Source organism: Actinoallomurus oryzae (genome assembly GCF_039541955.1).
Taxonomy (GTDB): Bacteria; Actinomycetota; Actinomycetes; order Streptosporangiales; family Streptosporangiaceae; genus Actinoallomurus; species Actinoallomurus oryzae.
The window spans coordinates 1-23,123 of record NZ_BAABHF010000021.1; the positions used below are offsets into that span (position 1 = coordinate 1).

At 72.6% G+C, this 23,123-nt stretch carries 21 protein-coding genes, 1 tRNA gene and 1 pseudogene; 6 read left to right on the forward strand and 17 right to left on the reverse strand.

The genetic code is table 11. The features are described 5' to 3' along the window. Positions 1 to 345, forward strand: a pseudogene (locus ABEA10_RS18315) (IS481 family transposase); the annotation flags it as partial. A 38-nt stretch (positions 346 to 383) separates the two neighbouring features. Here ABEA10_RS18315 and ABEA10_RS18320 read toward each other — a convergent pair. Both ABEA10_RS18320 and bcp read right to left on the reverse strand, forming a co-directional pair. After that, a tRNA-Leu gene (locus ABEA10_RS18320) sits at positions 384 to 459 on the reverse strand. A 15-nt stretch (positions 460 to 474) separates the two neighbouring features. After that, on the reverse strand, positions 475 to 945 hold the full coding sequence (gene bcp, locus ABEA10_RS18325) for a thioredoxin-dependent thiol peroxidase (protein ID WP_345465186.1): 471 nt from the start codon (positions 943 to 945) through the stop codon (positions 475 to 477). A 214-nt stretch (positions 946 to 1,159) separates the two neighbouring features. Between bcp and ABEA10_RS18330 the strand changes: the two genes are divergently transcribed. Continuing rightward, complete coding sequence (locus tag ABEA10_RS18330) at positions 1,160 to 1,462, forward strand: DUF3618 domain-containing protein (RefSeq protein WP_345465188.1); 303 nt, start codon at positions 1,160 to 1,162, stop codon at positions 1,460 to 1,462. 45 nt (positions 1,463 to 1,507) lie between these two features. Here the strand turns inward: ABEA10_RS18330 and ABEA10_RS18335 are convergent, their stop codons facing one another. From ABEA10_RS18335 to ABEA10_RS18370, 8 genes are all read right to left on the reverse strand, one after another. Further along, positions 1,508 to 2,881 (reverse strand): MFS transporter, encoded by a 1,374-nt coding sequence (locus ABEA10_RS18335; protein WP_345465190.1) that lies wholly within the window; start codon positions 2,879 to 2,881, stop codon positions 1,508 to 1,510. A 131-nt stretch (positions 2,882 to 3,012) separates the two neighbouring features. Continuing rightward, positions 3,013 to 5,802, reverse strand: coding sequence for a sugar-binding protein (locus ABEA10_RS18340; RefSeq protein ID WP_345465192.1), 2,790 nt, complete (start codon positions 5,800 to 5,802; stop codon positions 3,013 to 3,015). Between the two features lie 56 nt (positions 5,803 to 5,858). Then, positions 5,859 to 6,650 (reverse strand): carbohydrate ABC transporter permease, encoded by a 792-nt coding sequence (locus ABEA10_RS18345; RefSeq protein ID WP_345465194.1) that lies wholly within the window; start codon positions 6,648 to 6,650, stop codon positions 5,859 to 5,861. Positions 6,651 to 6,714: 64 nt separating this feature from the next. Continuing rightward, complete coding sequence (locus ABEA10_RS18350; RefSeq protein ID WP_345465196.1) at positions 6,715 to 7,659, reverse strand: carbohydrate ABC transporter permease; 945 nt, start codon at positions 7,657 to 7,659, stop codon at positions 6,715 to 6,717. Then, complete coding sequence (locus ABEA10_RS18355; RefSeq protein ID WP_345465198.1) at positions 7,656 to 8,999, reverse strand: ABC transporter substrate-binding protein; 1,344 nt, start codon at positions 8,997 to 8,999, stop codon at positions 7,656 to 7,658. Before ABEA10_RS18355 ends, ABEA10_RS18350 begins: the two co-directional genes overlap by 4 nt. Before the next feature lie 98 nt (positions 9,000 to 9,097). Beyond that, on the reverse strand, positions 9,098 to 10,219 hold the full coding sequence (locus tag ABEA10_RS18360) for a carbohydrate kinase family protein (protein ID WP_345465200.1): 1,122 nt from the start codon (positions 10,217 to 10,219) through the stop codon (positions 9,098 to 9,100). 155 nt (positions 10,220 to 10,374) lie between these two features. Further along, a complete protein-coding gene (locus tag ABEA10_RS18365) occupies positions 10,375 to 11,571 on the reverse strand; it encodes an amino acid deaminase/aldolase (protein ID WP_345465202.1) in 1,197 nt (398 codons plus the stop codon). Further along, positions 11,568 to 13,694 carry an alkaline phosphatase family protein gene (locus tag ABEA10_RS18370; RefSeq protein ID WP_345465204.1) on the reverse strand — a complete coding sequence of 709 codons (2,127 nt, stop codon included), beginning with the start codon at positions 13,692 to 13,694 and terminating at the stop codon, positions 11,568 to 11,570. The genes ABEA10_RS18365 and ABEA10_RS18370 overlap by 4 nt, the downstream gene beginning before the upstream one ends. Positions 13,695 to 14,005: 311 nt before the next feature. Here ABEA10_RS18370 and ABEA10_RS18375 point away from each other — a divergent pair, with 311 nt between their 5' ends. After that, the gene (locus ABEA10_RS18375; protein WP_345465206.1) at positions 14,006 to 14,776 is read left to right on the forward strand and encodes a class I SAM-dependent methyltransferase; all 771 of its coding nucleotides are present in this window, start codon (positions 14,006 to 14,008) and stop codon (positions 14,774 to 14,776) included. Positions 14,777 to 14,807: 31 nt separating this feature from the next. Here the strand turns inward: ABEA10_RS18375 and ABEA10_RS18380 are convergent, their stop codons facing one another. Further along, a complete protein-coding gene (locus tag ABEA10_RS18380; RefSeq protein WP_345465208.1) occupies positions 14,808 to 15,659 on the reverse strand; it encodes a helix-turn-helix transcriptional regulator in 852 nt (283 codons plus the stop codon). Between the two features lie 102 nt (positions 15,660 to 15,761). Here ABEA10_RS18380 and ABEA10_RS18385 point away from each other — a divergent pair, with 102 nt between their 5' ends. After that, positions 15,762 to 16,505 carry an SDR family oxidoreductase gene (locus ABEA10_RS18385; RefSeq protein ID WP_345465210.1) on the forward strand — a complete coding sequence of 248 codons (744 nt, stop codon included), beginning with the start codon at positions 15,762 to 15,764 and terminating at the stop codon, positions 16,503 to 16,505. 7 nt (positions 16,506 to 16,512) lie between these two features. Here ABEA10_RS18385 and ABEA10_RS18390 read toward each other — a convergent pair whose 3' ends face one another. From ABEA10_RS18390 to purU, 5 genes are all read right to left on the reverse strand, one after another. Then, entirely contained in the window at positions 16,513 to 17,097 is a 585-nt protein-coding gene (locus ABEA10_RS18390) for a DUF4352 domain-containing protein (RefSeq protein WP_345465212.1), read from the reverse strand. Between the two features lie 97 nt (positions 17,098 to 17,194). Beyond that, positions 17,195 to 18,388: a M20 metallopeptidase family protein gene (locus ABEA10_RS18395; protein WP_345465214.1), complete on the reverse strand. Its 1,194-nt coding sequence runs from the start codon at positions 18,386 to 18,388 to the stop codon at positions 17,195 to 17,197. Between the two features lie 6 nt (positions 18,389 to 18,394). Continuing rightward, positions 18,395 to 18,943, reverse strand: coding sequence for an Asp23/Gls24 family envelope stress response protein (locus ABEA10_RS18400; RefSeq protein WP_345465216.1), 549 nt, complete (start codon positions 18,941 to 18,943; stop codon positions 18,395 to 18,397). 4 nt (positions 18,944 to 18,947) lie between these two features. Beyond that, complete coding sequence (locus ABEA10_RS18405) at positions 18,948 to 19,538, reverse strand: DUF6286 domain-containing protein (RefSeq protein ID WP_345465218.1); 591 nt, start codon at positions 19,536 to 19,538, stop codon at positions 18,948 to 18,950. Positions 19,539 to 19,584: 46 nt separating this feature from the next. After that, positions 19,585 to 20,430 (reverse strand): formyltetrahydrofolate deformylase, encoded by an 846-nt coding sequence (purU, locus tag ABEA10_RS18410; protein ID WP_345465220.1) that lies wholly within the window; start codon positions 20,428 to 20,430, stop codon positions 19,585 to 19,587. Between purU and ABEA10_RS18415 the strand changes: the two genes are divergently transcribed. Next, positions 20,429 to 20,698: a type I phosphoribosyltransferase gene (locus ABEA10_RS18415; RefSeq protein ID WP_345465222.1), complete on the forward strand. Its 270-nt coding sequence runs from the start codon at positions 20,429 to 20,431 to the stop codon at positions 20,696 to 20,698. The two genes, purU and ABEA10_RS18415, sit on opposite strands and share 2 nt — an antisense overlap. Here ABEA10_RS18415 and ABEA10_RS18420 read toward each other — a convergent pair. Then, positions 20,637 to 22,061 (reverse strand): MFS transporter, encoded by a 1,425-nt coding sequence (locus ABEA10_RS18420; RefSeq protein WP_345465224.1) that lies wholly within the window; start codon positions 22,059 to 22,061, stop codon positions 20,637 to 20,639. The two genes, ABEA10_RS18415 and ABEA10_RS18420, sit on opposite strands and share 62 nt — an antisense overlap. Before the next feature lie 131 nt (positions 22,062 to 22,192). On the opposite strand from ABEA10_RS18420, the gene ABEA10_RS18425 reads away from it, so the two are divergent. Then, positions 22,193 to 22,984 (forward strand): helix-turn-helix transcriptional regulator, encoded by a 792-nt coding sequence (locus ABEA10_RS18425; RefSeq protein WP_345465226.1) that lies wholly within the window; start codon positions 22,193 to 22,195, stop codon positions 22,982 to 22,984. Positions 22,985 to 23,123: the final 139 nt, after the last annotated feature.

The window sequence follows — 23,123 nt, forward strand, 5'->3', positions numbered from 1 at the left end:
TACAACCACCAGCGCCCGCACCGGTCGTTGCCGCGCCGAGCCACGCCCGCCACCGTCTACAACACCCTGCCCAAAGCACTGCCCACCGGCAGCCGCCAGGCCGACACCCACACCCGGGTCCGCCACGACCGCATCGACGACTCCGGCGTCGTCACCCTGCGCACGGGCGGCCGGCTCCACCACCTCGGCATCGGGCGAACCCACGCTCGAACCCACGTCATCATGCTCGTCGACGATCTCCACGTCCGCGTGATCACCGCCACCACCGGAGAACTCCTCCGCGAACTGACCATCGACCCCACCCGCGACTACCAACCCCAAAGAAGAAACCCTCCGACCCTGTAGGTTCGGAGGGTTTCCGATGTCCTGAGACATCACAAGCGTGGGGCCGGTGGGATTCGAACCCACACTGGCGCGATCCTAAGTCGCGTGTCTCCTGCCTGATTGGACTACGACCCCTGGTGCGCGCGCCGGTCAGACGCCGAGCTCGCGCAGAATGCGTTCGACGTGGCCCGTGGCCTTCACGTTGTAGAAGGCCTTCTCGATCCTGCCGTCCGCGTCCACGATGAACGTCGACCGGATCACGCCGACGACCGTCCTGCCGTACAGCTTCTTCTCCCCGTACGCGCCGTAGGCCTGCATGACCTTCGTGTCGGGGTCGGCGAGCAGCGGGAACGTCAGGCTCTCGCGTTCGCGGAACTTGACGAGCTTGGCGGGCTCGTCCGGGGAGATGCCGAGGACGGCCACGTCGGATCCGGTGAGGTCTTCCAGGTGCTCCTGGAAGCCGACCGCCTCTTTCGTGCAGCCGGGGGTCATGGCGGCCGGGTAGAAGTACACGACCACACGCCGGCCGCGGAACGACGACAGGGAGACGGGGTTACCGTCGGCGTCGGCGAGGGTGAACTCCGGGGCGGCGTCCCCGGGCTCCAGCCGCTGTTCCGTCACGAGAGTACCTTTCCGTTCGAGCCAGGGTCTGTTCCGCGAGCCTCACTGTGCGGCACGGGACCGGGAAACAGAACCTTGCCCAACCCTACTCGTCAGGGTCCCCCGGCAACGGGATCGGGTACAGAGTGGGCAGGACGCGGTGTCGCGGGTCCGTTCCTGAGAGACTGATCATTGCTTCGCCCGGTGGACAGCGCCGCAGGAGGTACGAAACGAGATGGCCGACAAGACCCGCGACCCCGCGGTGATAGAGCGCGAGATCGAGCTGACGCGTCAGGAGCTGGCGCGCAGCGTCGACCTGCTCGCCGAGCGCCTGAGCCCCAAGCGCGTCGCGCAGCGTGGTGTCGCCAAGGCCAAGGAGGAGGCCGGGCACGTCGCCACGGACATCCGAACGATGGTCCGGCGCGAGTCGGCCGAGCGGCTGAGCCCGCTGACCGGCCCGGTGCTGATCGGCGCCGGTCTCCTGGCCGCCGGCGTCGCCCTGCGCCTGCTCCTGCGCCGGGGTCGGCAGGACTGCTGACCGGCGACCGCCGGGGCACCCGGATCCCCGGCGGTCCAGGGGCGCTCAGTCCGACGCGGTGGCGAGGCGGCCCGAGCCCGAGCGGCGGGGCGTCGCGACGTTCCTGATCGACACGCCCGCCGTCTCCGGGATCGAAAGGATCGGCACCAGGGCGATGAGACCGGCGACGACCAGGTAGAACGCCGGGATGTAGTTGGTGTGGAAGACGCTGATCAACGAGTCGATCACCAGCGCCGACGTGCCGCCGAACACCGACGTCGAGATGTTGTAGCCGATGGCGAACGCCCCGTACCGCACCTGCGTGGGGAACATCGCCGGGAACGTCGACCCGATCACGGCGAGCATCAGCACGAGCAGCGCACCCATGATCGCGAAGCCGGCGGTCACCGTCACCGGGTTGTGGAGCTGCATCAGCTTGATCGCGGGGAAGCTCAGCACGATGTAGCCGGTGGCGGCGGTGGCCAGCAGCGGTTTGCGGCCGATCCGGTCGGACAGGCGGCCGAGCGGCGCGATCACCAGGAGCATGCCGAACTCCACGCCGATGGTGGTGAGCTGGGCGGCGACGTCGCCGACGCCGAGGTTCTCGGTCAGGTACGACGGCATGAACGTCAGCAGCGTGTAGTCGGCGACGTTGAGCAGGATGACGATGCCGATCAGGTTGAGGATCATCCGCCAGTGGTGGAGCAGGGTCTCCTTCAGCGGAGAGGAGGCCTTGTGTCCCGTCTCGTCGAGCTCCTTGAACGCCGGGGTGTCCTCCAGCCGGATGCGCACGTACAGGCCGACGAGGCCGAGCGGCAGGGCGAGCAGGAACGGGATGCGCCAGCCCCAGGCGTGCATCCGGTCCTCGCCGAGGCTCAGGTTGGCCAGCAGGACGAGGCCGGAGCCGAGGATGTAGCCCCACAGGGTGCCGAACTCCAGGAAGCTGCCGAGCACCCCTCGTCGTCGCGTCGGCGCGTACTCGGCGATGAACGTGGCGGCTCCGCCGTACTCGCCGCCGGTGGAGAAGCCCTGGATGAGGCGGACGAGCAGCAGCAGGATCGGCGCCGCGAGGCCGATGGTGTCATAGCCGGGCAGGATGCCGATGACGAAGGTCGATCCGGACATCAGGATGATCGTGGTGGCGAGGACGCGCTGCCGGCCGAGCCGGTCGCCGAGCGGGCCGAAGAACATGCCGCCGAACGGCCGGATCACGAACGCCGCGGCGATCAGCGCGAACGACTTGAGCGTCGCGCTGCCGGCGCTGTCGTGCGGGAAGAAGACGGTGCCGATGATGGTCGTCATCACGCCGGCGCTGAACACCCCGAAGTCGAACCACTCGATGCAGTTGCCCATCGCCGAGGCGACGACGGCTCGCCGGACGGTCGCCTGGTCGGGTGGCTCCTGATCTCCGGAAGCGGTCGGCTCGACGTGCTCCACCATGGAGTGTCCTTCCTCCTCGACGGACGAGGGCGGCGGGATCCGAAAGACCGTAAACGGACGGTCTTGAACCCGTCACCGAATGCCAGACCGAGGTTGCCCGGACAGACCGGTCCCAAACTTCGAGCGGCCGCTCAGCTCAGGTCGGCGGCGACGCTCGCGGTGCCACCCGCCGTCGCCTCGAAGGCGACCGCGAGCGTGCCGGTGGCGCCCGGTACGGTCACCGTGGTGGTGCCGGCGCGGCCGATCTCGACCTTCTTCTGACCGCGGATCCCGCCGTCCCAGACATAGGCGTACGCGACGCCCGGACCGCCCGTGCGCAGCCGGAAGGTGACCGAGCCGTCCCCGGCCTTGGGCCGTCCGGCCAGGCGTACGGTGAACGGCGCGGCCGGCCCGGCGGCGAGCGGGACGCGCGTCGACGCCGCCTGGATGATCGACTGTGGTGAGTTGACCGACAGCGCCGCGGTCTGCGGCATCACCGGCGGCGGGGCCGTCGTGGGCCGGCCGGGCGGCGGCGTGTAGCCGGGCAGGGTGGCCAGGCCCCAGCGGTACGGGTCGCCCTGGACGCCGCCCCACGTCGACCAGCCGATGCGCGTCTGGCCCGTCTTGTCGGTCGTGTCGGAGTCGTAGACGAAGACGTCGAGCGCGAACCGTGACGGGTCGACGGCCGCGGGCAGGTCGGCGAGCGGGATCTTGGCCTCCACCGTGTAGCCCGTGTACGGCGAGGACACGGCCGAGGCGACCTGCATGCCCGGAGCGGTCTCCGCGCCCGGCCCCTGGTGGTTGTCGGCGTCGCGTTCGAAGCACGGCCCGTCGCCGGAGGTGAACGGCAGGATGCCGGTCTTGAAGGTCGTCGAGGTGTTCTCCGCGTCACCGCGCGGGTCGAGCGCGATCTCCACCGAGTCGGTACGCCAGTGCCGCTTGCAGTCGGCGGCGTCCAGCGCGCTGCCCTGCTTGTCGTCCTTCACCTGGACCAGCACGTAGAGCGCGTCGTCGTACCAGGTCACCTTGCCGGTGGCCGAGCAGTCGGCGGCCGACGAGCACGCCGTGCCCTCCCACAGCCGCGAGAGGTTCAGCGACGGCCCGGAGTACTCCCCGGCCGACTCCTTGCCGTCCACGTCCGGTGCCGCGCTCGCCTGGGGGATCGTCGTCTGCGGCACGAGCTCCAGCGCGGCCCTGGCGACGTCGGTGGTCGCGCCGTCGGCCGTCGTGCTGATCGTGTAGTCGTAGTCGCCCGCGTCGCCGCCCTGGTTGGAGGTCGGCAGGGAGGCGTCCGTGTTGCGCACGGTGAAGGTCACCGAGCCGGTCTTGCCGGCCTCCAGCGAGTACGGCCGGCTCGCGGGCTCGGCGGTGAAGCCCTGCGGCAGGTTCAGCGTGACGGTGCCCTGGTGCGGCCGGTCCGTGGTGTCGGTCAGCTCGACGCGTACCGTACGGGACCCGCCGGAGCCGAGCGTGAGCACGCGCTCGACCCGCCCGGACAGCTGCGGGACGCCGGTGGACGCGGCCCACGCGTCGAAGTCGGACACCCGCGGCAGCGGCTGCTGCACGCCGGTGACGGCGTCGCGCACCTCGACGGCCCGGTCGGTGGTGCCGGTGCCGTGCGCGGTGGTCACGGTGGCGCCCAGCCGTACGCGCCCGGCCTTCGCGTCCGCGGCGGGGGTGACGGTGAACTCGGCCGTGCCGTCGCGCACCGTACCGGAGCCGGCGGACGTCCATCCGGCGGGCAGGGAGAGCGCGACCCGGCCGGCGGGGGCGTGCGCGGTGACGGTGAACGGCTCACCGGCGGCCACGCCGAACGCGCTGGTGGTCAGGGAGAACTCCGTGCCCGGCGGCAGGCCGCCCCGGGCCGGGTAGACCGCGCCCTCCAGCGCCGCGTCCGGAGCGTGGTTCCCCGGGGTGAAGGGCACGCGGCTGTCGACCTGGGTGAAGTAGTCGCAGCCGATCTGGTTCGGGTCGGACGGCGGGTCCGGGGTGCCGGCCCAGCCCTGACTGGCGTAGAAGCGATCGGCCTCGGCCTCCACCTGCGCCCAGGTCGCGCCGCTCCGCGAGCGGCGCCCGGCCCAGACGCCGTACACGTCGGCGGACGGGTCGGTGGGGGTGAACGTCGTCTCGCACGCCGGGCCGACGCCGCTCTTGACGAGGTGTTCCTGGTGGAGGAGGCGGCCCGCCCGCCAGGTGTGCAGGTGCTCCTTGGCGAGCTGGCCGGGGAAGGCCTTGGGGTCGGCGGCCAGGTAGTACGCCTCGACCGCGAGCCGCCCGGCCTCCTGGTGGTTGCCGTGCTGGCCCGGGATCGGCGACGGCGTCATCGTGACGATCACCTTGGGCCGCGTCTCGCGGACGAGGCGGACGACCTTGGCGATCGTGGAGTCGTGGTCCCACGCCTTGCGGGTGAGCTCGTCGCTGACGGTGTAGTAGAAGTCGACCTTGTCGAGGTAGTCGATGTCGGTGATGCCCGCCTTCGCGACCGCCTTGCGCTCCTCGGCCTCACGCAGCAGGCCGAGCGCCGGCCCCTCCTCGGTGCCGACCGCGTTGCCGCCGCCCTCGCCCCGGGTGATGGTCAGCACGCCCGTGCGGAGGTGGCGCTGTTCGTTCCACTGGCCGAACGTGGACAGGTCGCCCGACTCGTCGTCGGGGTGGGCGCCGACGAACAGCACGTCGAGTCCGTCGGCGCGCGCGGTCGCGGGCGTGCTCGCCGTGGAGGTGGGAACGTTCCGGGCGGGCGCCGCCCGGCGGAGGGCCGGCGCGGCGGGAAGGACGGCGGGCCGGGCGTGCGACGCCTCGGTGTACGTGCTCGCCGCGGCGTTGACCTGCCTTGACTCGGGCGCCGAAGGCTGCCGCGGCGACGTCGGCGGGACGGCCGAGGGCAGCAGCGAGACGACCAGACCGGCGGCGAGCGCCATGGGCGCCCCGAACCCTCCGCGCATGGAGGCCAACTCCTCTTAAACGATCACTCCCGATCGACTGAGAGTACGTTGCGAACTCATTCTTTGACAGCCCCGGAAAGCATGCCCGCGATGAAATGCCGTTGGAGGAAAACGTAGACGACGACCACCGGCGTGGCCACGATCAGGGCCCCGGCCATGAGCAGCTGGTACTCGGTCTGGTGCTGGCCCTGGAAGATCGACAGGCCGAGCGGCGCCGTGCGCCGGCCCTCGTCGGAGTTCACGATCACCAGGGCGAGCAGGAACTCGTTCCAGGTCCACATGGCGATGAGCAGCACCATCGTGAGGATGGCGGGCCGGCCGACCGGCACCAGCACCCGTCGCAGCGTGGTCCAGCTCGACGCCCCGTCGATGCGCGCCGCCTCGATCAGCGAGCGCGGCGCGGAGCGGAAGTAGGCACGCATCCAGAAGACGCCGAACGACACCGACTGGGCGATCTGCGGGAGCATGAGGCCGGGCAGCGTGTTGTCCAGGCCGGCCGAGCGCAGGTCGAAATACAGCGGGATGACAATGGCCTCAGTAGGCACCATCAGTCCCAATAGGAACACATAGAACAAAGCGGTCGAACCGCGAAATTCCATGGTGCCCAGGGCGTACCCGGCCAGGATCGACAGCACCGACGCGACCACGACCACCACCGTGACGACGATGAGGCTGTTGGTCAGGTAGCGGGCGAAGTGCCCCTGCCGCCACGCCTCGGTGAACGCGCCGAACGACAGGTGCGGCAGGCCCAGCGCCTGCGCCGCGACGGCGAGCAGCGGGAAGACGGCCACGACCGCGAACAGGCTCAGGACCCCGTACGTGGCGAGGCGCTCGTTGCGGGATGTCACCGGCCCTCCTTCGTCGGGCCGGTGAGAAGGTCGCGGTGTTCGTCGGTTCCCTCGCTTCGCTCGGTCACGGGCGGCCCTCGACGACTCTCGTGATCCCGGCGGTGAGGACGAAGACGATGATCGCGATCGTGATGCCGATCGCGCAGGCCAGCCCCACCTCACCGGTGTTGAACGCGCGGTTGTACACCTCGTAGGCGGGCACCTTGGTCGCGTCGCCGGGCCCGCCGCTCGTCGTCAGGTAGATCAGGTCGAAGTTGCGCAGCGCGGCCACCGTCGTGAGCGTCAGCGCGACCGCCAGCTCCCGCCGCAGCCCCGGCAGAGTGACGGCGAAGAACTCCCGTACGGCACCGGCGCCATCGATGCGCGCCGCCTCGTACAGCTCGACCGGGATCTTCTGGACGCCGGCGAGGAACAGCACCATGGCCAGCCCGATCTCCACCCAGGTGCCGATCAGGCCGACCGACGGCAGCGCCCAGCCGAAGTCGCCGAGCCAGCCGCGCGTCAGGCCGCCCAGCCCGAAGAACCGGAGCGTGCCGTTGACCGGGCCGTGGTCGGAGTAGATCCACTGCCAGGCCACCGCGACGGCCACCATCGCCACGACCTGCGGCAGGAACAGGACCGTACGGAAGAACGTCATGCCGCGCGGGCGCGAGCGGGACATCACCGACACCAGCACGAACGCGATGCAGCAGGGCAGCACGGCGTAGAAGAACAGCAGGACGAAGGCGTGCCAGAACGACCCGCGCAGGCTCGGGTCGGCGAACGCATGGGTGTAGTTGCCCAGCCCCGCCCACGTGCCGAGAGTGAGGCCGTCCCAGTGGAACAGCGACAGGTACGCCCCGTGCACCAGCGGCCACAGCAGGAAAAGCGCATAGACCACGAACGCCGGCAGGACGTACAGGTAGCCGATCCGGCGAGGCTCACCCGGCGGCCGGGCGCGCTCTTTCCGGCCGGGAGCCGAGCGGCCGCTCTTCTCCCGGCCGGGTAGGGAGTACTGCCGTGCGCTCACTTCTTGGCCAGGAAGCCGCTGTAGTCCTTCTGGGCGACGGCCATGCCCTGCTGTGGCGTCTTACGGCCCGCGATGACCTCCTGCAGCGCGCCGCCGAGGGTGTCCAGGAACGTCGTCGTGGCGTAGTCGAGGTACGGGACGAGGAGGTCCTTGTCGCTGGCGGTCCGGTAGGCCTGGAACACGTCGCGCCCGACCGGCGTGGACGGCGTGGCGCTCGCCGGCTTGGCCGAGGGCAGCCCGCCGGTCTGGACGACGACGTCCATCGCCTGCGGGCTGGTCATGAAGTTCAGGTACGCCGCGGCGACGTCGGGGTGCTTGGACTTGGCGGTGATCGCCAGCGGCAGGCCGGGGCCGCCCAGTGTGGACGGCTGGGCCTGTCCGGCCTGCGGAGGCGGTGGGAGCATGAAGCGGACCTTGTCCCCCATCTTCTTCTGCAGGTCCGCGGCGAACCACGGCCCGCCGATGAGGAACACCCCGTCGCCCTTCGCGAACGCCGACGGCGAGTCGTTGTACTTGCCGGCGTTGGCGGTGCGGGGCAGGTAGCCGTTCTTGGCCCAGTCGGCGAGCTTCTGCACGGCCTGGACCACCGGCGGGTCGGTCCACGCGCCGCCCTGGCCGAAGACCAGGTTGCGCAGCGCGCCCTTGTCGGCGGTCTGGCCGAGCAGCACGCCGAGTTCGTGGATGGCCGGGAACTTCTCCAGGTTGGCGAAGTAGATCGGGGTCTCGCCCTTGCTCTTGGCGAGCGCCAGGTCCTGCTCGAACTGGCCGAAGCTCGTCGGCGGCTGGATGCCGAGCTTGGCGAGCTTGTCGGTGTTGTAGTAGATGCCGACCGCCTCGCCGGTCATCGAGACGCCGTACAGGTTGCCGGAGCCGATCGTCTTGCCGTCGCCGGTGACGCTGTTGAGCTGGGAGACGCCCGCAGGGAACCGCTTGCGGAAGCCGTAGACCTTGTCGTACGGGTCGAGGGGCACCAGCGCTCCCGCCTTGACCAGCGCCGCCATGATGCCGTAGCCCTGGTTCGCCTCGACGACGTCGGGCGGGTTGTCGCCGGACAGCGCGAGGCGCAGGGTCTTCTCCAGGTCGCTGAACGACCGCGACACCCGTTTGATCGTGACGTTGGGGTACTTGGCGTGGAAGGCGGCGTTGAGCTTCTGCATCTGCTCGTTCTGGCCGCCGAGAACCTCCTGGTCCCAGACGGTCAGCGTGACCGGGCCGGCCTTGGCGACGTCGGTCTGCACCGCGCTCGGCGGCTTCTGCGTCGGTTTCGGATTGTTCGAACCGGGGGCGCAGGCGGACACGGCGATCAGCATGGCGGCGATGGTCACGATCGGTTTCCGCATGGCGGGGGCTCCTTCGTCAACCGAACCGAGGCTTCGGTGCCTTTTTACAAGATCTTCATCTCACGCGCACCGGTTCTGGGGAACGGTCCATCAGGCATTCACCACGCTCCGCGTACGGTGGGCTCGGCGCGCGTGACGTTGATCGGGGCGGCGTCGGGGATGTACGGCACGAGGAACGAGTAGTCGCGGAGGATCTCCTCGGGCAGCTCACCGGACTCGCCGAACGCGGCGATATCGCCCCAGCAGGGCGAACCCAGCGAGCCGCTGTGGTGGCGCACGGACAGGCCGGCGCACAGGTTGGCGAAGCGCAGGCGTTCGAGCAGCGGCCACCGCGCGAGCGTCCCGTAGACGAACCCGGCCCCGAACACGTCGCCGGCCCCGGTCGGGTCGAGGGCCTCGACCGGCAGCGCCGCGGCCTCGGCCCGCTCGCCGGTGGTGCCGTCGATCGCGATCGCGCCGTCGCCTCCGCGCTTGACCACGACGACCGGCACCCGCTCGCTGAGCGCCGCGAGGGCCAGCTCGGGCGTCGCGGTGCGGGTGTAGGCCATGGCCTCGATGGCGTTGGGCAGGAACACGTCGACCTGGTCGAGCCGGTCGAGCACGTCGCTGGACCAGGTCTCGGTGGAGTCCCAGCCGACGTCGGCCACCACGGTCGTGCCCTGGCCGCGCATGTCCCGCGCCCAGTCGGGCACGGGGTGGTCGATGTCGAGGAAGCAGGTGCGCGCGGCGGGCGGGGCCGTGATCAGCTCCTCGGGCATCACCGGCATCGGCCGGTGGTAGGTGACCATGCTGCGGTCGGCGTCGTACGCCAGCGACACCGTGACGGGCGTGGGCCAGCCGGGCAGCCGGCGTGAGAGCTCCAGCCCGACCCCCTCCTGCTCGGAGAGGGTGCGCCACAGGTAGGCGCCGAACATGTCGTCCCCGAAGGCGGCGGCGAGGCCCACGTTGAGGCCGAGCCGGCTCATCGCGACCGCGATGTTGGCGATGCCGCCGGGGGCCGACCCGAGCCCGTCGGTGATCAGCTCGGTGCCGGGCGGGGGCAGGCCGGGCAGCCCGGTGAAGATCATGTCCATGAAGACGGTGCCGGACAGGAACACGTCGAGCCCGCCGTGTCCGGGGTGCAGCAGCTCACCGGCCGCGCCGCGCTCGGCGCAGGGATCGTGCAGCCGGGGCTCGGGCGCGCGGCCGGGCGGGGCCGCGATGTTCTCCACCTGACCCATGGGACGCCTCCCTCACCGGATCTCCGGGCCTGAGGTAACGACCATACGCGCCCGCGCAAGCCGCTCATCGGCCGCTCAGGCCGATCACACCGATCAGGTCGGGCGGGCGGCCACAACCCCATGCCCCGCTGCGAGGAGGATTCCCAGGCGGGCTCTCAGAGGAACGTCTTGCCCTCGCCGCGGTAGGTCGGGACGGTGTCGACGACCCGGTCGCCGTCGACCAGCTGGAGCTCGGCGAAGCGCTCGCACAGCTCGCCGGCCTTCGCGTGCCGGAAGTAGACCCGGTCGCCGATCTCCAGCTCGTCGGCGGTGGCGCCCACCAGCGGCGTCTGCACCTCGCCCGCGCCCTCCTTGGAGTCGAACCGCAGCCCGGCCGGCAGGAACGGCTGCGGCAGCCGGTTGCGGTCGGCGACGCCCGACGCGGGATAGCCGCCGCCGAGGACGGTGACCACGCCGGGGCCCGGACGGCGCACGACGGGCAGGGCGAACAGCGCCGCCGGACGGCCGGTGAAGTTGGTGTAGTGGTCGAACAGGACCGACTGGTAGAGGCCGGAGCCCGCCGCGACCTCGGTGACGGCCACTTCCGCCGCGGTCTTCTCCACGCTGCCGGTGCCGCCGCCGTTGACGAACTCCAGGTCCGCCTCGGCCCGGACCGCCTTGACGATCGAGGCGCGGCGGCGGGCCAGCTCGACCCGCGACTGCGCCTGGACGAACCGGACCGCCCGGGAGAACAACGGCTTGCCGGGCGGGTTGTCACCGACCCCGGCGATCTGCGACTCGTACGCCATCAGCCCCACGAGCCTCAGCGTGGGCCGGCGGGCGATGTCGCGGGCCAGCGCGGCGGCCTCCTCGGCGGTACGGATGGGGGAGCGCAGCGCGCCGATCCGCACCCGGCCCCTGGCGGGGCGCCACGCGGCGTCGATGTCGATGCAGACGCGGATCGGCCGGTCGCCGCCGGCGGACCGGGCGATGCCCTCGATCAGGTCGAGGTGCTCGGCGCAGTCGACCATGACGGTGACCGCCGCCGCCGCCCTCTCGTCGCGGGCCAGCTCGGTCAGCACGCCGCGGTCGACGGTCGGGTAGGCCACCAGGATGTCGTCGCTGAGCCCCTCGGACGCCAGCCAGAGCGCCTCGGGCAGCGTGAACGCCATGATCCCGGCGAACCCCTCGGTGGCGAGGACCTGCGCGAGCAGCGCGCGGCAGCGCACCGACTTGCTCGCCACACGGATCGGCTTGCCCCTCGCGCGGCGTACCAGGCCGGCCGCGTTCGCGCGGAAGGCGTCGAGGTCGACGATCGCGAACGGTGGTTCCAGGTGGGCCGTCGCGGCGTCGTACCGCTCACGCAACGTCATAGGCGCAGCGTGCCATAAACCCGGCGAATATGAAAAGCCTTCACCTTCGGCGGTCGCGGGGTGGCATCCTGGAGGGCGACCACGGCGGCGGCCAGCGCCAGGGGTACGGCGACGGCCAGCGCCAGCGCGGGCACCGCGATGCCCGAGTCGTTCACCGCCCCGCCCACCACGGCGGTGACGAAGGCGCCGGAGAGCCCGGCCCGCAGCATCGGCGCCCGCTCGTACGCCCGCCGCAGGCCGCCGGCGCCGGCCCGCCCCGGCCGGTGGAGCACCAGCAGGACGAACAGGAATCCCGCCACCACGACCGGCAGGAGCGTCAGGTTGCCGAACGTGTGCGCCATCGCGGTGAACTTGCGTTCCAGCCAGGGCAGAGAGTCACCCTCGACGAGCTGCCCGAAGAACCGGCCCATGTGCGTCTGCCGCGACGGCGGGCGCAGGTAGTCGATCCAGGCCACGCCGAGGACGAGCGCCATCCCGGTCGCGCGCAGGAGCTGGAGCCGCAGGAACGACACCCGCCGCCCGGCCACCAGCAGCGCGGTCGTCGCCAGGCCCGGCACGAACGCGACCAGGCCGCCGAAGTCGCTGCCCCACGCGGTCCAGCTGTCCAGCAGCGCCGCGGTCAGGGTCATGGCGAGCACGGCCGCGACGGCGGCCCGGCGGCCGGCGCGGGGTTCGAGCCACTGGGCGACTCCGGCCGCCGCGAGCAGGGTCGAGGTGGCCAGCACCGCGAACGCGATGTTACCCATCCCGTAGTACCGCCCGCCCACCAGCGGCGAGTACCCCATCATGCTGTTGAGCTGCAGGTGGTTTCCGGTCAGCAGGTCGCCCGCCAGCACGGCGGCGGTCAGGGCCGCGATGACCGTCCCGGGGCCGAGGAGGTGACGGCGCCACGGCCCGCACATCGCCAGCGCGGTCACGAGCACGTCGGCGGCCACGATCCCGGCGACCAGCCAGAACGTCGGCCGCGACGTGTGCCACCACGGCACGAGGTTGACCAGGTAGGTCGAGACCGGCACCGCGGCGGCGACGAGGGCGGTCAGCCGCGTGGCCGACAGGATCCGGCGGCGCCGGCGAAGGGATCCGTGCCGCAGGGCCAGCGCCGCCGCCGCGTACAGGAGGACCTGGCTGATCACGAATCCGACGAAGAAACGGGGGAGCAGCCACCGGTGGGTCTGCGCCGCGAGGTCCTCCGAGGACAGGTCGGCCACCGAGTCGGCGAGCGCGGGCCGTACGGCGTCCGGCACCAGCGGCGTGCCGATCAGCCCGGCCGGCGCCGGGATTCCCGTCCAGGCGAGCAGCGTCGCGGTCAGGTCGGGCAGGATCACCATGTTCGCGCGCCGGGTCGAGTCCGAGCCGAGGTACCGGCCCGCGGTCCCCGGGCCGGTCGCGAGGACGAGCCGCAGGTGCGGCCTACGGCCCTCGTCGGCCACGCCCGCCACCACCACGCGGGTGCCGGCGGCCAGACGCGTGAGCACCGTCCCGACCGTCGCGTCCGCCCGGCGGACCGCGGAGGCGCGGTCACCGCCGCCGACCGTGCCCGCGTCGACGATCGAGACCGCGCATCGGGCGCCGGCGCCCGGCGGCTGCGCGGCGGGCGCCGGGGCGTACGTGTCGACGCGCCCCCGGCCGTCGGCGGCGGCCAGCGCGGCTCCGGGACCGACGGCGTTCACGCAGCCGCCCGCCCGGTGCACCGCGTCGGCCAGCAATCCCACGGGCCCGAAGCCCGTGTTGATGTGCCGGATCCACGCCGCCTCACCGACCACCGCGCCCGCACCGCGCCGGGTGAGGTGGACCGGCCGGTGGCAGTACGGCCCGGCGGCCGACCGGGCCCCCGCCGAGACCGTGACCCAGCCGTCCGCCGGACAGGTCAGAGTGCCGACGGCCCGTACGGACAGCAGGCCCGTCGCGGCGCTGCCGGCGAGACGCCACAGGTTGGGCGTGACCGAGGGCCCGACGTCGCTCCACCTGAGACCGGGAACCCCGATGAGGACGACGTGCCGCGCCGGGGATGTGCGGGCGGGCGGTGTGCGGGGCGTGTGCGACGGGGCCGCGCCCGCGCCCGGGGAATGGGAGATGAGAGCCGCGACGGCCAGTGCCAGCGCGGCGGCGACGCGTTTCGGCAACGATCGGCTCCCCGTCGAGTTCGCGACATGGCGGGGGGATCATGCCCGCCGCTCGAGGCGCCCCCGCGCCGCGCGAGTTACGCGCCCCCGTCCGCTCGGTGAAGTATGGACGGCACCCCTACGGCGGGCGACGCCGCTCACCGGCATGTCGCCGGTCTTTGCCTGTTGCTGGCCCGAGCCGCCCGAACGTACCGGTCCCAAGCGGCACGAGCGGGCCGGTCCTGCCTGTTCCGGCATGAGTCGCCCCGGGGGTCGGGTCCGCGGGAGCGGCGGTGACGCGGTCACCCTGCGGCGTGGTTACCGTGGGGGCCATGGCTCACCCATCCGATGTCACGCCGGAGGCACTCGCGCGCCGGGCCTCGTCGTTCGGGGCTCAGGCCGCCGCGTACGCGGCCGAGCGGCCCGGCTATCCCGAGGCCGCCGTCCGCTGGGTGCTGGAACCGGTCGCCGGGCGTTCGCCGCTGCGGGTGCTCGATCTCGCGGCGGGCACCGGCAAGCTGACCGCGAGCCTGCTGCGGACCGGTGCCGAGGTCGTCGCGGTCGAGCCGGACGCCGGCATGCTCGCCGAGCTGCGCCGCACGTTGCCCGGCGTGCGGGCGCTGGCAGGTTCGGCGGAGCGGATCCCGCTGGCCGACGGTTCGGTGGACGCCGTCGTGGTCGGGCAGGCGATGCACTGGTTCGACCTCGACCGCGCCGTGCCCGAGATGTCGCGCGTGCTCACGCCGGGTGGGGTCGTCGGCGGCCTGTGGAACCGGGAGGACGACGACGTGCCCTGGGTCCGCGGGTTCCAGGAGATCGCCCGGGGCGGGCCGGCCGTCCGCCGGCGTGAGAGCGTCGCCGCACTCGATCTGGGCCCTCGCTTCTCCACGCTGGAACGGGAGGCGTTCCGCCACTTCCAGCGGCGTACGCCGGACTCGCTCGCGGCCACGCTCGGCACCCACTCGCACGTGCTGGTGATGCCGGAGGAGGAGCGGGCCGCGCTGCTGGACCGCGTCCGGGAGTACCTGCGCGCGACGCCCGAGGCGGCCGGGGAGTTCGACCTGCCCCTGGTGACCATGACGGTCCGGGCCACCCGCGCCTGAACGCCGGAGCGCTCCCCGCGCGAGGGCCGGCTCAGGGGGCGGTGAGGTTCTGCGTGCCGACGACCTTGAGCAGGCGGAGCGCCTCGTGTGACGGGGTGCCGGGGGCGGCGGTGTAGAGCACGATCCACTGGTCCTGGTACGGGTCGTGCAGCGCCTCGCAGTCCAGGTCGAGCCAGCCGACCAGCGGGTGACGCAGCCGTTTGGTCGCCGACCGGCGGACCTGCACATCCTGTTCGGCCCACAGCTCACCGAACTCCGCGCTCGCGGCCAGGAGCCGGTCGACCAGCCGGCGGATGTCCGCGTCCCGGGGGTACCGCGCGGCGGCGGCGCGCAGATCGGCCACGGACTCGCGGGCGAACCGGCGCCCGCCCTCGGCGTCGTGCCGGTCCCGCGCGGACTCGTCCGTGAAGAACCGCCAGATGATGTTGCGCTCGCCGGGCGGCAGCGCCGAGAAGTCGCAGATCAGGGCGGCGGCCATCGCGTTCCACGCGAGGACGTCGTACTTGGCGTCGCAGACGAGCGCGGGAGTGTCGTCGAGCCGGTCGAGCAGGTGCGCGATGCCGGGCCGTACGTCGCGCCTCGGGCCGGGCGGGGGTCCGGGCACCTCGCCGACGAGGTGGTGCAGGTGGGCCCGTTCGTCGTCGGACAGGCGCAGCGCGCGGGCGATCGCGCCGATCATCTGCCGCGACGGACGCGGCCCCCGGCCCTGCTCGAGACGGATGTAGTAGTCCACCGACATGCCGGCCAGCTGGGCGACCTCCTGGCGGCGGAGGCCGGGGGTGCGCCGGCGGTGGCCGGCCTCCAGGCCGACGTCGGCGGGCTGCACCCGCGCACGCCATCTCCGCAGGAAGGCGGCCAGTTCCGTCCGGTCGAAGTCGTTCACTCATCCAGAGTGCCGCGCCGGCGCCGCCGCCACCATGGGACCGCCGATACCAGCCTCAGGCGTGCTCTCCCGGCCGCGCCGGGCGGAGGTCAGGGTGAGGGCATGATCACCGCAACGGACAACAAGATCGTCCTGATCACCGGCGCCAACAAGGGCATCGGACTCGCCGCCGCACGTGAGATCGCCCGCGCCGGGCACACGGTCCTGCTCGGCGCCCGGGACCCCGGCCGGGGTACGGAGGCCGCCGCCGACCTGGCCGCACAGGGCCTCGACGTACGGTTCGTCCGTCTGGACGTGACCGACCCCGAAACGATCAAGGCGGCGGCCGACCTGATCGACACCGAGTACGGCCGCCTGGACATCCTCGTCAACAACGCCGGAATCTCCCGCGACCGGCCGCACCCGCCGACCGAGCTGCCGGTGACGGCGCTGCGCGAGACCTATGAGACGAACGTGTTCGGCGTCGTCGCGGTGACCAACGCCATGCTGCCGCTCCTGCGCAGGTCGCCGGCCGGCCACATCGGCAACGTCTCCAGCGGGCTGGGCACCGTCGACTTTCTCAGCACCCCGGACTCGCCGCTGTGGCGGTACGCCAACCTGCTCGGCTACAACTCCTCCAAGGCCGCGCTCAACGCGATCACCCTCATCTACGCCAACTCGCTCCGCGACGCCGGGATCAGGGTCAACGCGCTCTCGCCCGGCTTCTGCGCGACCGACCTGAACGGCCACTCCGGGCCGCTGACCGCCACCGAGGGCGGGGCCCACATCGCCCGCCAGGTCCTGTCGCCCGACGAGAGGACCACCGGCGTGTTCCTCAACGAGAACGGCGGCACGTACCCCTGGTGAGGAGCGATCATCCGACGCGCGGGGTCGGGCGGCCTCGCGCGGCGGATCTCGGCGGCACCCGCCATTCGCCCAGGTCAGGGGCGTACCCGGCGTTCAGTGCGTACCGAACGCTGACGATCTTCGCCGCCCTGGGCACGGCGAAGACGATATAGCCGCTCCGGACCTGCCCCTGCGTCAGGCTCATCACGCGGGGGAAGGCCGGTCCCGCCGACACCGTCGCGACGGTCGGGTCGTACCCGTGCCCGGCCGAGTCGATCACCTTCGCGCCGAAGGTCGGGCTGTCGTGGTACGGCGCCGCGCCCATGTTCTTGAACACGAACCGCACGGCGGCGAACCGCTCACCCTTGCGGGGCTTCTCGAACGCGCCGCGTCCGATGGCCGTGGAGACGACGTTCTTGACCTTCACGGCCATCCGCAGCGTGCCGGTGCCGCTCGTGCCGTTCACGCCGGTGAGGACGACGGCGTCCCCGACGTCCACCCGGCGCACGCGTGGCCGGGAATCGCTGGGCTGGGGATTCTTGGCCGTCTCGGCGGCGGACCCGCACCCGCCGACCAGCACCGCGAACCCCGCGGCGAGAACCAGCCTCCGCACGTCCCTGGTCCTCCAACGCCGACCCGACCCTCCAGAACCGGATGATCATGATAGGCGCGCGGACGACCCGAAACGACCGATACGGCCGGGCTGTGTCTCAGATGGCCGTGGCGAGGCGGCGCAGGGCGAGTTCGGCGAGCAGCGCCGACCCGTCGGGCAGCACCGCGTCGTCGAAGACCGCCGTCGTGGCGTGGTTGAACGGCGCCGTGCTCGGGTCGCGGTCGGGCGGGCACGCGCCGAGGAAGACGAAGGCCCCCGGCACCTCTTCCAGGACGTAGGAGAAGTCCTCCGCCGTGGTCATCGGGTTCGGCACCCAGACGAAGCGCTCCGGCCCGTACAGGTCCGCGACCGCACCGGCCGCGAACTCCGCCTCGGCCGCGTCGTTGACCGTCACCGGGTAGCCCATCTCGTGGTCGAGTTCGGCGGTGAGCCCGTGGGCGGCCGCGATCCCGCCGATCAGCTCCCGTACGCCCTCGGTGACGCGGGCGCGGGCCGCGGGGGAGAAGGACCGGATGGTCAGGCCGAGCTGCGCCTCGTCGGGGATGATGTTGGGAGCCGTGCCCGCGTTGATGCTGCCGACCGTGATCACGACCGGGTCGAACGCGTCGAACCTGCGGGTCGCGAACGTCTGCAGCGCCGTCACGATCTCGCTCGCGGCCGGGATCGGGTCCTTCGCCAGGTGGGGCTGGGACCCGTGGCCGCCCGCGCCGCGTACGGTCACGCGCATCTGGTCGGCGGCGGCCATCAGCGTGCCGCGCCGGGTGACGAACGTCCCGGCCGGCATGATCGACGAGGTCACGTGCAGCCCGTACGCCGCGACGGGCCGCGCTCCGGCCGCGTCCAGCAGGCCCTCCTCGATCATGATCTTCGCGCCGCCGTTGCCCTCCTCGCCGGGCTGGAACATGAAGACGACGCTGCCCGTGAACGACCGCTCGGCGAGCAGCCGGGCCGCGCCGACCAGCATCGCGGTGTGCAGGTCGTGCCCGCAGGCGTGCATCCGGCCCGGAATCTGCGAGGCGTACGGCACGCCGGAGCGCTCGGTGAGCGGCAGCGCGTCCATGTCGCCGCGCAGCAGCACGACCGGGCCGGGCGACGAGCCGCGCAGCACCGCGGTCACCGAGGACAGCGCCGTGCCGGTCGTGATCTCCAGCGGCAGCCCCTCCAGGGCGGCGAGCACCTTCTCCTGGGTGCGCGGCAGGTCGAGCCCCAGCTCGGGTTCGCGGTGCAGGTCACGGCGGAGGCGTACGAGGTCGTCGTGGAGGTCGCCGGCAGCGGCACGCAAAGAGGACATGAATCCTCAGACTACGCGGCGCTCCCCATCAAGGTCATCACGCTTCACCCGGAAGTCGATCACACCGCCGAGGTCGGCGCGGCCGAGTGTCGTGCGCAGGCGGGTCATCGCGTCGTCGCGGATGCGCCACGCGAGTTCGCCGAGGTCGGCGTCCGCGTCGCACATCACCCGGACCCGCATCGCGGGCCGCCGGGCGCTGCCGGACAGTCGCGGACGCACCCGCCGCACCCCGGGGTAGGAGGTCACGTCGGCCACGATGGCGCGGATCGCCACGCGCGCCGCCAGGCGGGTCGCCCCCGCGCGGGCGTCTCCCATCGCGAGCCGCCGCAGCGTGCGGCACCGCCACTGCGCGGCCAGCCACACGCTGCCCAGCATCGCGACGGCCAGGGAGCCGCCGGCGACGGCGGGCCAGAACCAGGAATGCGCCGCCACCCACCGTGACGTCGCGGCGGTGACGAGCGGACGGCTCGCCCACAACACCCCGGCGGCCAGTGTCGCGCCGCCGCCGCCCAGGAGCACCAGGCCGGTCAGCGCCAGCCAGACGCGGTTGAACATCCGATCAGTCCTTACGCTCGGAGACGCGCACCGCCACCTCGGGCACGCGCACGGGGTCGAGCTCCTCCAGCCGGTCGCGTACGGCGTCGGCCACCTGTTCGCCGAGGTTCCCGTGGTCGGTGAACCCGGTGACCGCGCGGATCTCCGCCCGTGGCCGCAGCCGTCCCCGCAGGCGTACGGTCGCGGCGTCCACGCCGGGTACGCCCAGCACGCTGGCGTGCAGGTCCGCGCGCAACGACGCGCGGCGCAGACCCATGACGAACCTCGGGTCGTCGCCGGCCAGCGGCGCCGTGCCCGTACGGCCGGGCAGCACCGCGGCCAGCACGAACAGCAGCCCGGCCAGCGTCAGGCCGCCACCGGCGGCGGCGACGGCCGGGTCGTCCCAGGTCAGTCGGGTGAGCCGCGCGGTGAGCTCCGGACGCAGGACCGGGTGGCCGAGCCGGCGGGAGATGACGTGGATGGCGACGGACGCCCCGGCGGCGGTCAGCAGCGAGGCGGCCAGGCTCGCCGGCAGCACCCGTCGCGGGCGGAACGCGCGCACCGCCGCGCGGCAGGCACGGGAGCGGTCGTTCGTCTGGTCACCTCGATCACGCACCGTGGCATTGAACCACGCTGCGTGATGCGAGGTCGCGGACGACAGGTCAGCGGAGCACCACGGTCCGGTCGGCGTTGATCAGTACGCGGTGCTCGGCGTGCCAGCGGACCGCGCGGGCCAGCGCCAGGCACTCCATGTCGCGGCCGACCGCCATGAGCTCCTCCGGCCCGTGCGTGTGGTCGACGCGGGCGACCTCCTGCTCGATGATCGGCCCCTCGTCCAGGTGCGGGGTCACGTAGTGCGCGGTGGCGCCGATGAGCTTCACCCCGCGCTCGTGGGCCTGGTGGTACGGCTTGGCGCCCTTGAAACTCGGCAGGAATGAGTGGTGGATGTTGATGATCCGGCCGGGCAGCTTCGCGCACAGGTCGTCGGACAGGATCTGCATGTAGCGCGCGAGGACGACGAGGTCGGCCCCGTAGTGCTCGACCAGCGCGAGGATCTCCGCCTCCTGCGCCGCGCGGTTGTCCGCGGTGACCGGCAGGTGGTGGTAGTCGATGCCGTACGACTGGGTCAGCGGCCGCATGTCGGGGTGGTTGGAGGCGACCGCGACGACGTCGATGCCGAGCAGGCCGGAGCGGTGGCGGTAGAGCAGGTCGTTGAGGCAGTGACCGTGCTTGGAGACCAGGATCAGCACCCGGGTGCGCCGCGCGAGGTCGTGCAGGCGCCAGTCGAGGCCGAACTCGGGGGCCAGGGCGGCGAACGCCTCCGTGAGCGCGCCGCCCAGGCCGTCCGGCGCGTCGAACTGCGTGCGCAGGAAGAACCGGCCGGTGCCCCGGTCGCCGAACTGCTGGCTCTCCACGATGTTGCAGTCGCGCTCGGCCAGCACGCCGGACACCGCGGCCACGATGCCCGGCCGGTCGGGGCAGGACAGCGTGAGCACGTACTGTGTCATGCCCCGAGCTTACGGCGAACGCCGCACTTCAGCGGCCCTGAGCGTCGTGGCGCGCCGTCGCCTGGCCGCTGTGACGCCCTGGCGGAGCGTCGGTGCCGGCCGATGCGGGTCACGCGGCCCCCTCGCCGCGGTGCGGGCTCTCCGCGAGGCCGGTGTCGAGGTGGCCGGGGTCGCCTCGGTGGCCGACCGGGGCGCGTCGGAGAACTTCACCGGGTCCGGGCTCGACTACCGGTTCGTCTTCTCTCTCGAGGACCTGGGCCTGGGGTGAGCGTCACGTCCGGGGCCGCGGACACCGGTCGGGAGGCCGCGACCGTACGCCACGCTCCGGCGGCCGCGACGCCCAGCAGCGCGGTGAGCAGCACGGTCACCTGGGTGAGCCCCTGGGCCGAGGTGCGTGCGCCCAGATAGACGCCGCCCAGCGTCGCGATGGCCAGGACGTTCGCGAGCAGCGTGCCCGTGTTGGTCAGCGCCGACACCGCGGACGCGCGCGCCGTGCCCGCCGTGGCGGCGAGCCGCTCGACGAGCGGGCTGAAGCCCGCCGCGTGACCTGCCCCGGCCACCACCAGCAGCGGGATCGCGAGCGGCGACCAGCCGTGGCGCACCGCCACGGCGATGAGCGGGGCCGCCACGGCGAACACCAGCAGTCCCGCGACCGGCAGCGGGCCGCGTACCGGCAGGCGGCCGTGCGCCGGCAGGCGAGGCCAGGACAGCCCGGCGGTCGCGAAGCCGACGGTGTACGGCAGGAAGGCCAGACCCGCGGCCAGCGGCGACAGGCCCAGGCCGCTCTGGAGGTGGAGGGCGAGAGCGAAGATCAGGCCCGCGTAGGCGCCCATCACGGCGCACGCCGCGAACAGCCCCGGCGCGACACCCGGCGCCCGCAGCACGCCGAGGTCCAGCAGCGGGCTCGCCGCGCGCCGCTCGTGCCACGCGAAGACGGCCAGACCGGCGCATCCGGCGGCCAGGCACACCCAGGTCCACGGCGGCCGGCCCTCTTCCCGGCCGAACACCAGCGGCACCACCAGGGCCGTCATCGCGGTGGACAGGATCAGCACGCCGGGAACGTCGAGCCGCGACCGTACCCGCTCCCGCCCACCCGGCAGCGACCCGCCGACGGCGATCAGCACCGCGCCGACGGGCACGTTGAGCAGGAACACCGGGCGCCAGCCGGCCGCGCTCACGATGACGCCGCCGGCGATCTGCCCGATCGCCACTCCCAGCGCGAGCACCATCGAGTACAGGCCGAGCGCCCGTGCCCGGGCCGGCCCGGAGAAGCCGAGCTGGATGAGGGACAGCACCTGCGGCAGCACGAGTGCCGCCGAGCCGCCCTGCGCGAACCGCGCCGCCACGAGCGCCGGGCCGTCCGGTGCGATCCCGCAGGCCAGCGAGGCGGCGGTGAACCCGGCGAGGCCGCAGCGGAACACCCGGCGGTGCCCGTACAGGTCGCCGAGCCTCGCCCCGGTGACCACGAGCACCGCCATGGCGAGGATGTAGCCGCCGGTGACCAGCTGCAGCAGCGCTCCCGAGGCGTGCAGTCCGGTGCGGATGTGCGGCAGCGCGACGGTGACGATCGATCCGTCCATCGACACCATGACCTGCCCGGTCAGCAGAACGACAAGTGACCCGCGACGCATGCGCCCTCCCAAGACGACCTCGGGCAGTCTGCGCGTTCGTGGCGGGCGGTGGCTTGACGATTCTTGCTCTCTTGTCCTGCCGTCTCTCGCTCGCCCCGGGAAATGTCGCCGGGCGTCACTAGGGTTGCGGTGTGCTGTCCAAAATTTCGCTCGCCGACGGCCCGGATTTCTCGGTCGCGGCGGTCCGTTGTGCGGGGCACCGGCACGGCTGGTCGCCGCCCGAGCCGGCCGGGCGGCATCAGGTGGTGCTCGTACGCTCCGGGCGGTTCCGGCTGCGCTCGGAGGGGCGTGACGTTCTCGCCGACCCCACCGCCGGCTACCTCCAGATGCCCGGCGACGTGGCGAGCTTCGCCCATCCGGCCGGGGGCGACGTCTGCACCGCGGTCACGTTCTCACCGGCCCTGTGGTGGTCGGTGGCCGGCGACGACCGGCGGCGGCCGGCCTCGGCGCCGGTGTACCTCGACGGGCGGCTCCAGCTCGCGCACCGGCGGCTGCTGCGCGCCGCTCCCGACGCCGCGTTCGGCATGGCCGAGCAGCTCGTCGGCCTGCTCGACGGGCTGCTGCGGGTGCCCGGGAGGCCCGCCCCGCGCCGCGTGGGCACGCGGGCGCTGGCCGACGACGCCCGTGAGGCGCTGCTGGCGGACCATCCCGAGGCCGGCGGGCTGTTCCCGCTGGCCCGGCTGCTCGGCGTGTCGCCCAGCCACCTGAGCCGGGTGTTCCAGCGCGAGACGGGCACGAGCCTCACCCGCTACCGCAACCGGATCCGCGTGACCCGCGCGCTCGACCGCATCGAGCAGGGCGCGGGCCACCTCGCCGGCATCGCCGCCGACCTCGGCTTCGCCGACCAGGCTCATCTCTGCCGTGCCGTACGCGCCGAGCTCGGCCGCACCCCCACCGAGGTCCGGCGCCTGCTCGGTGCGTAATCGGCCATTCACCGGCACACTCCGAAATTCTGCTCAAAAATGGCACCCCGATTCTTGTAGAGGTTCCCGCTAGCGCTAACACGGAGCGTGTGCCGAAGGCCGTAAATCGTTACTGAATGTCGCAGGACCGGTTTTTGTA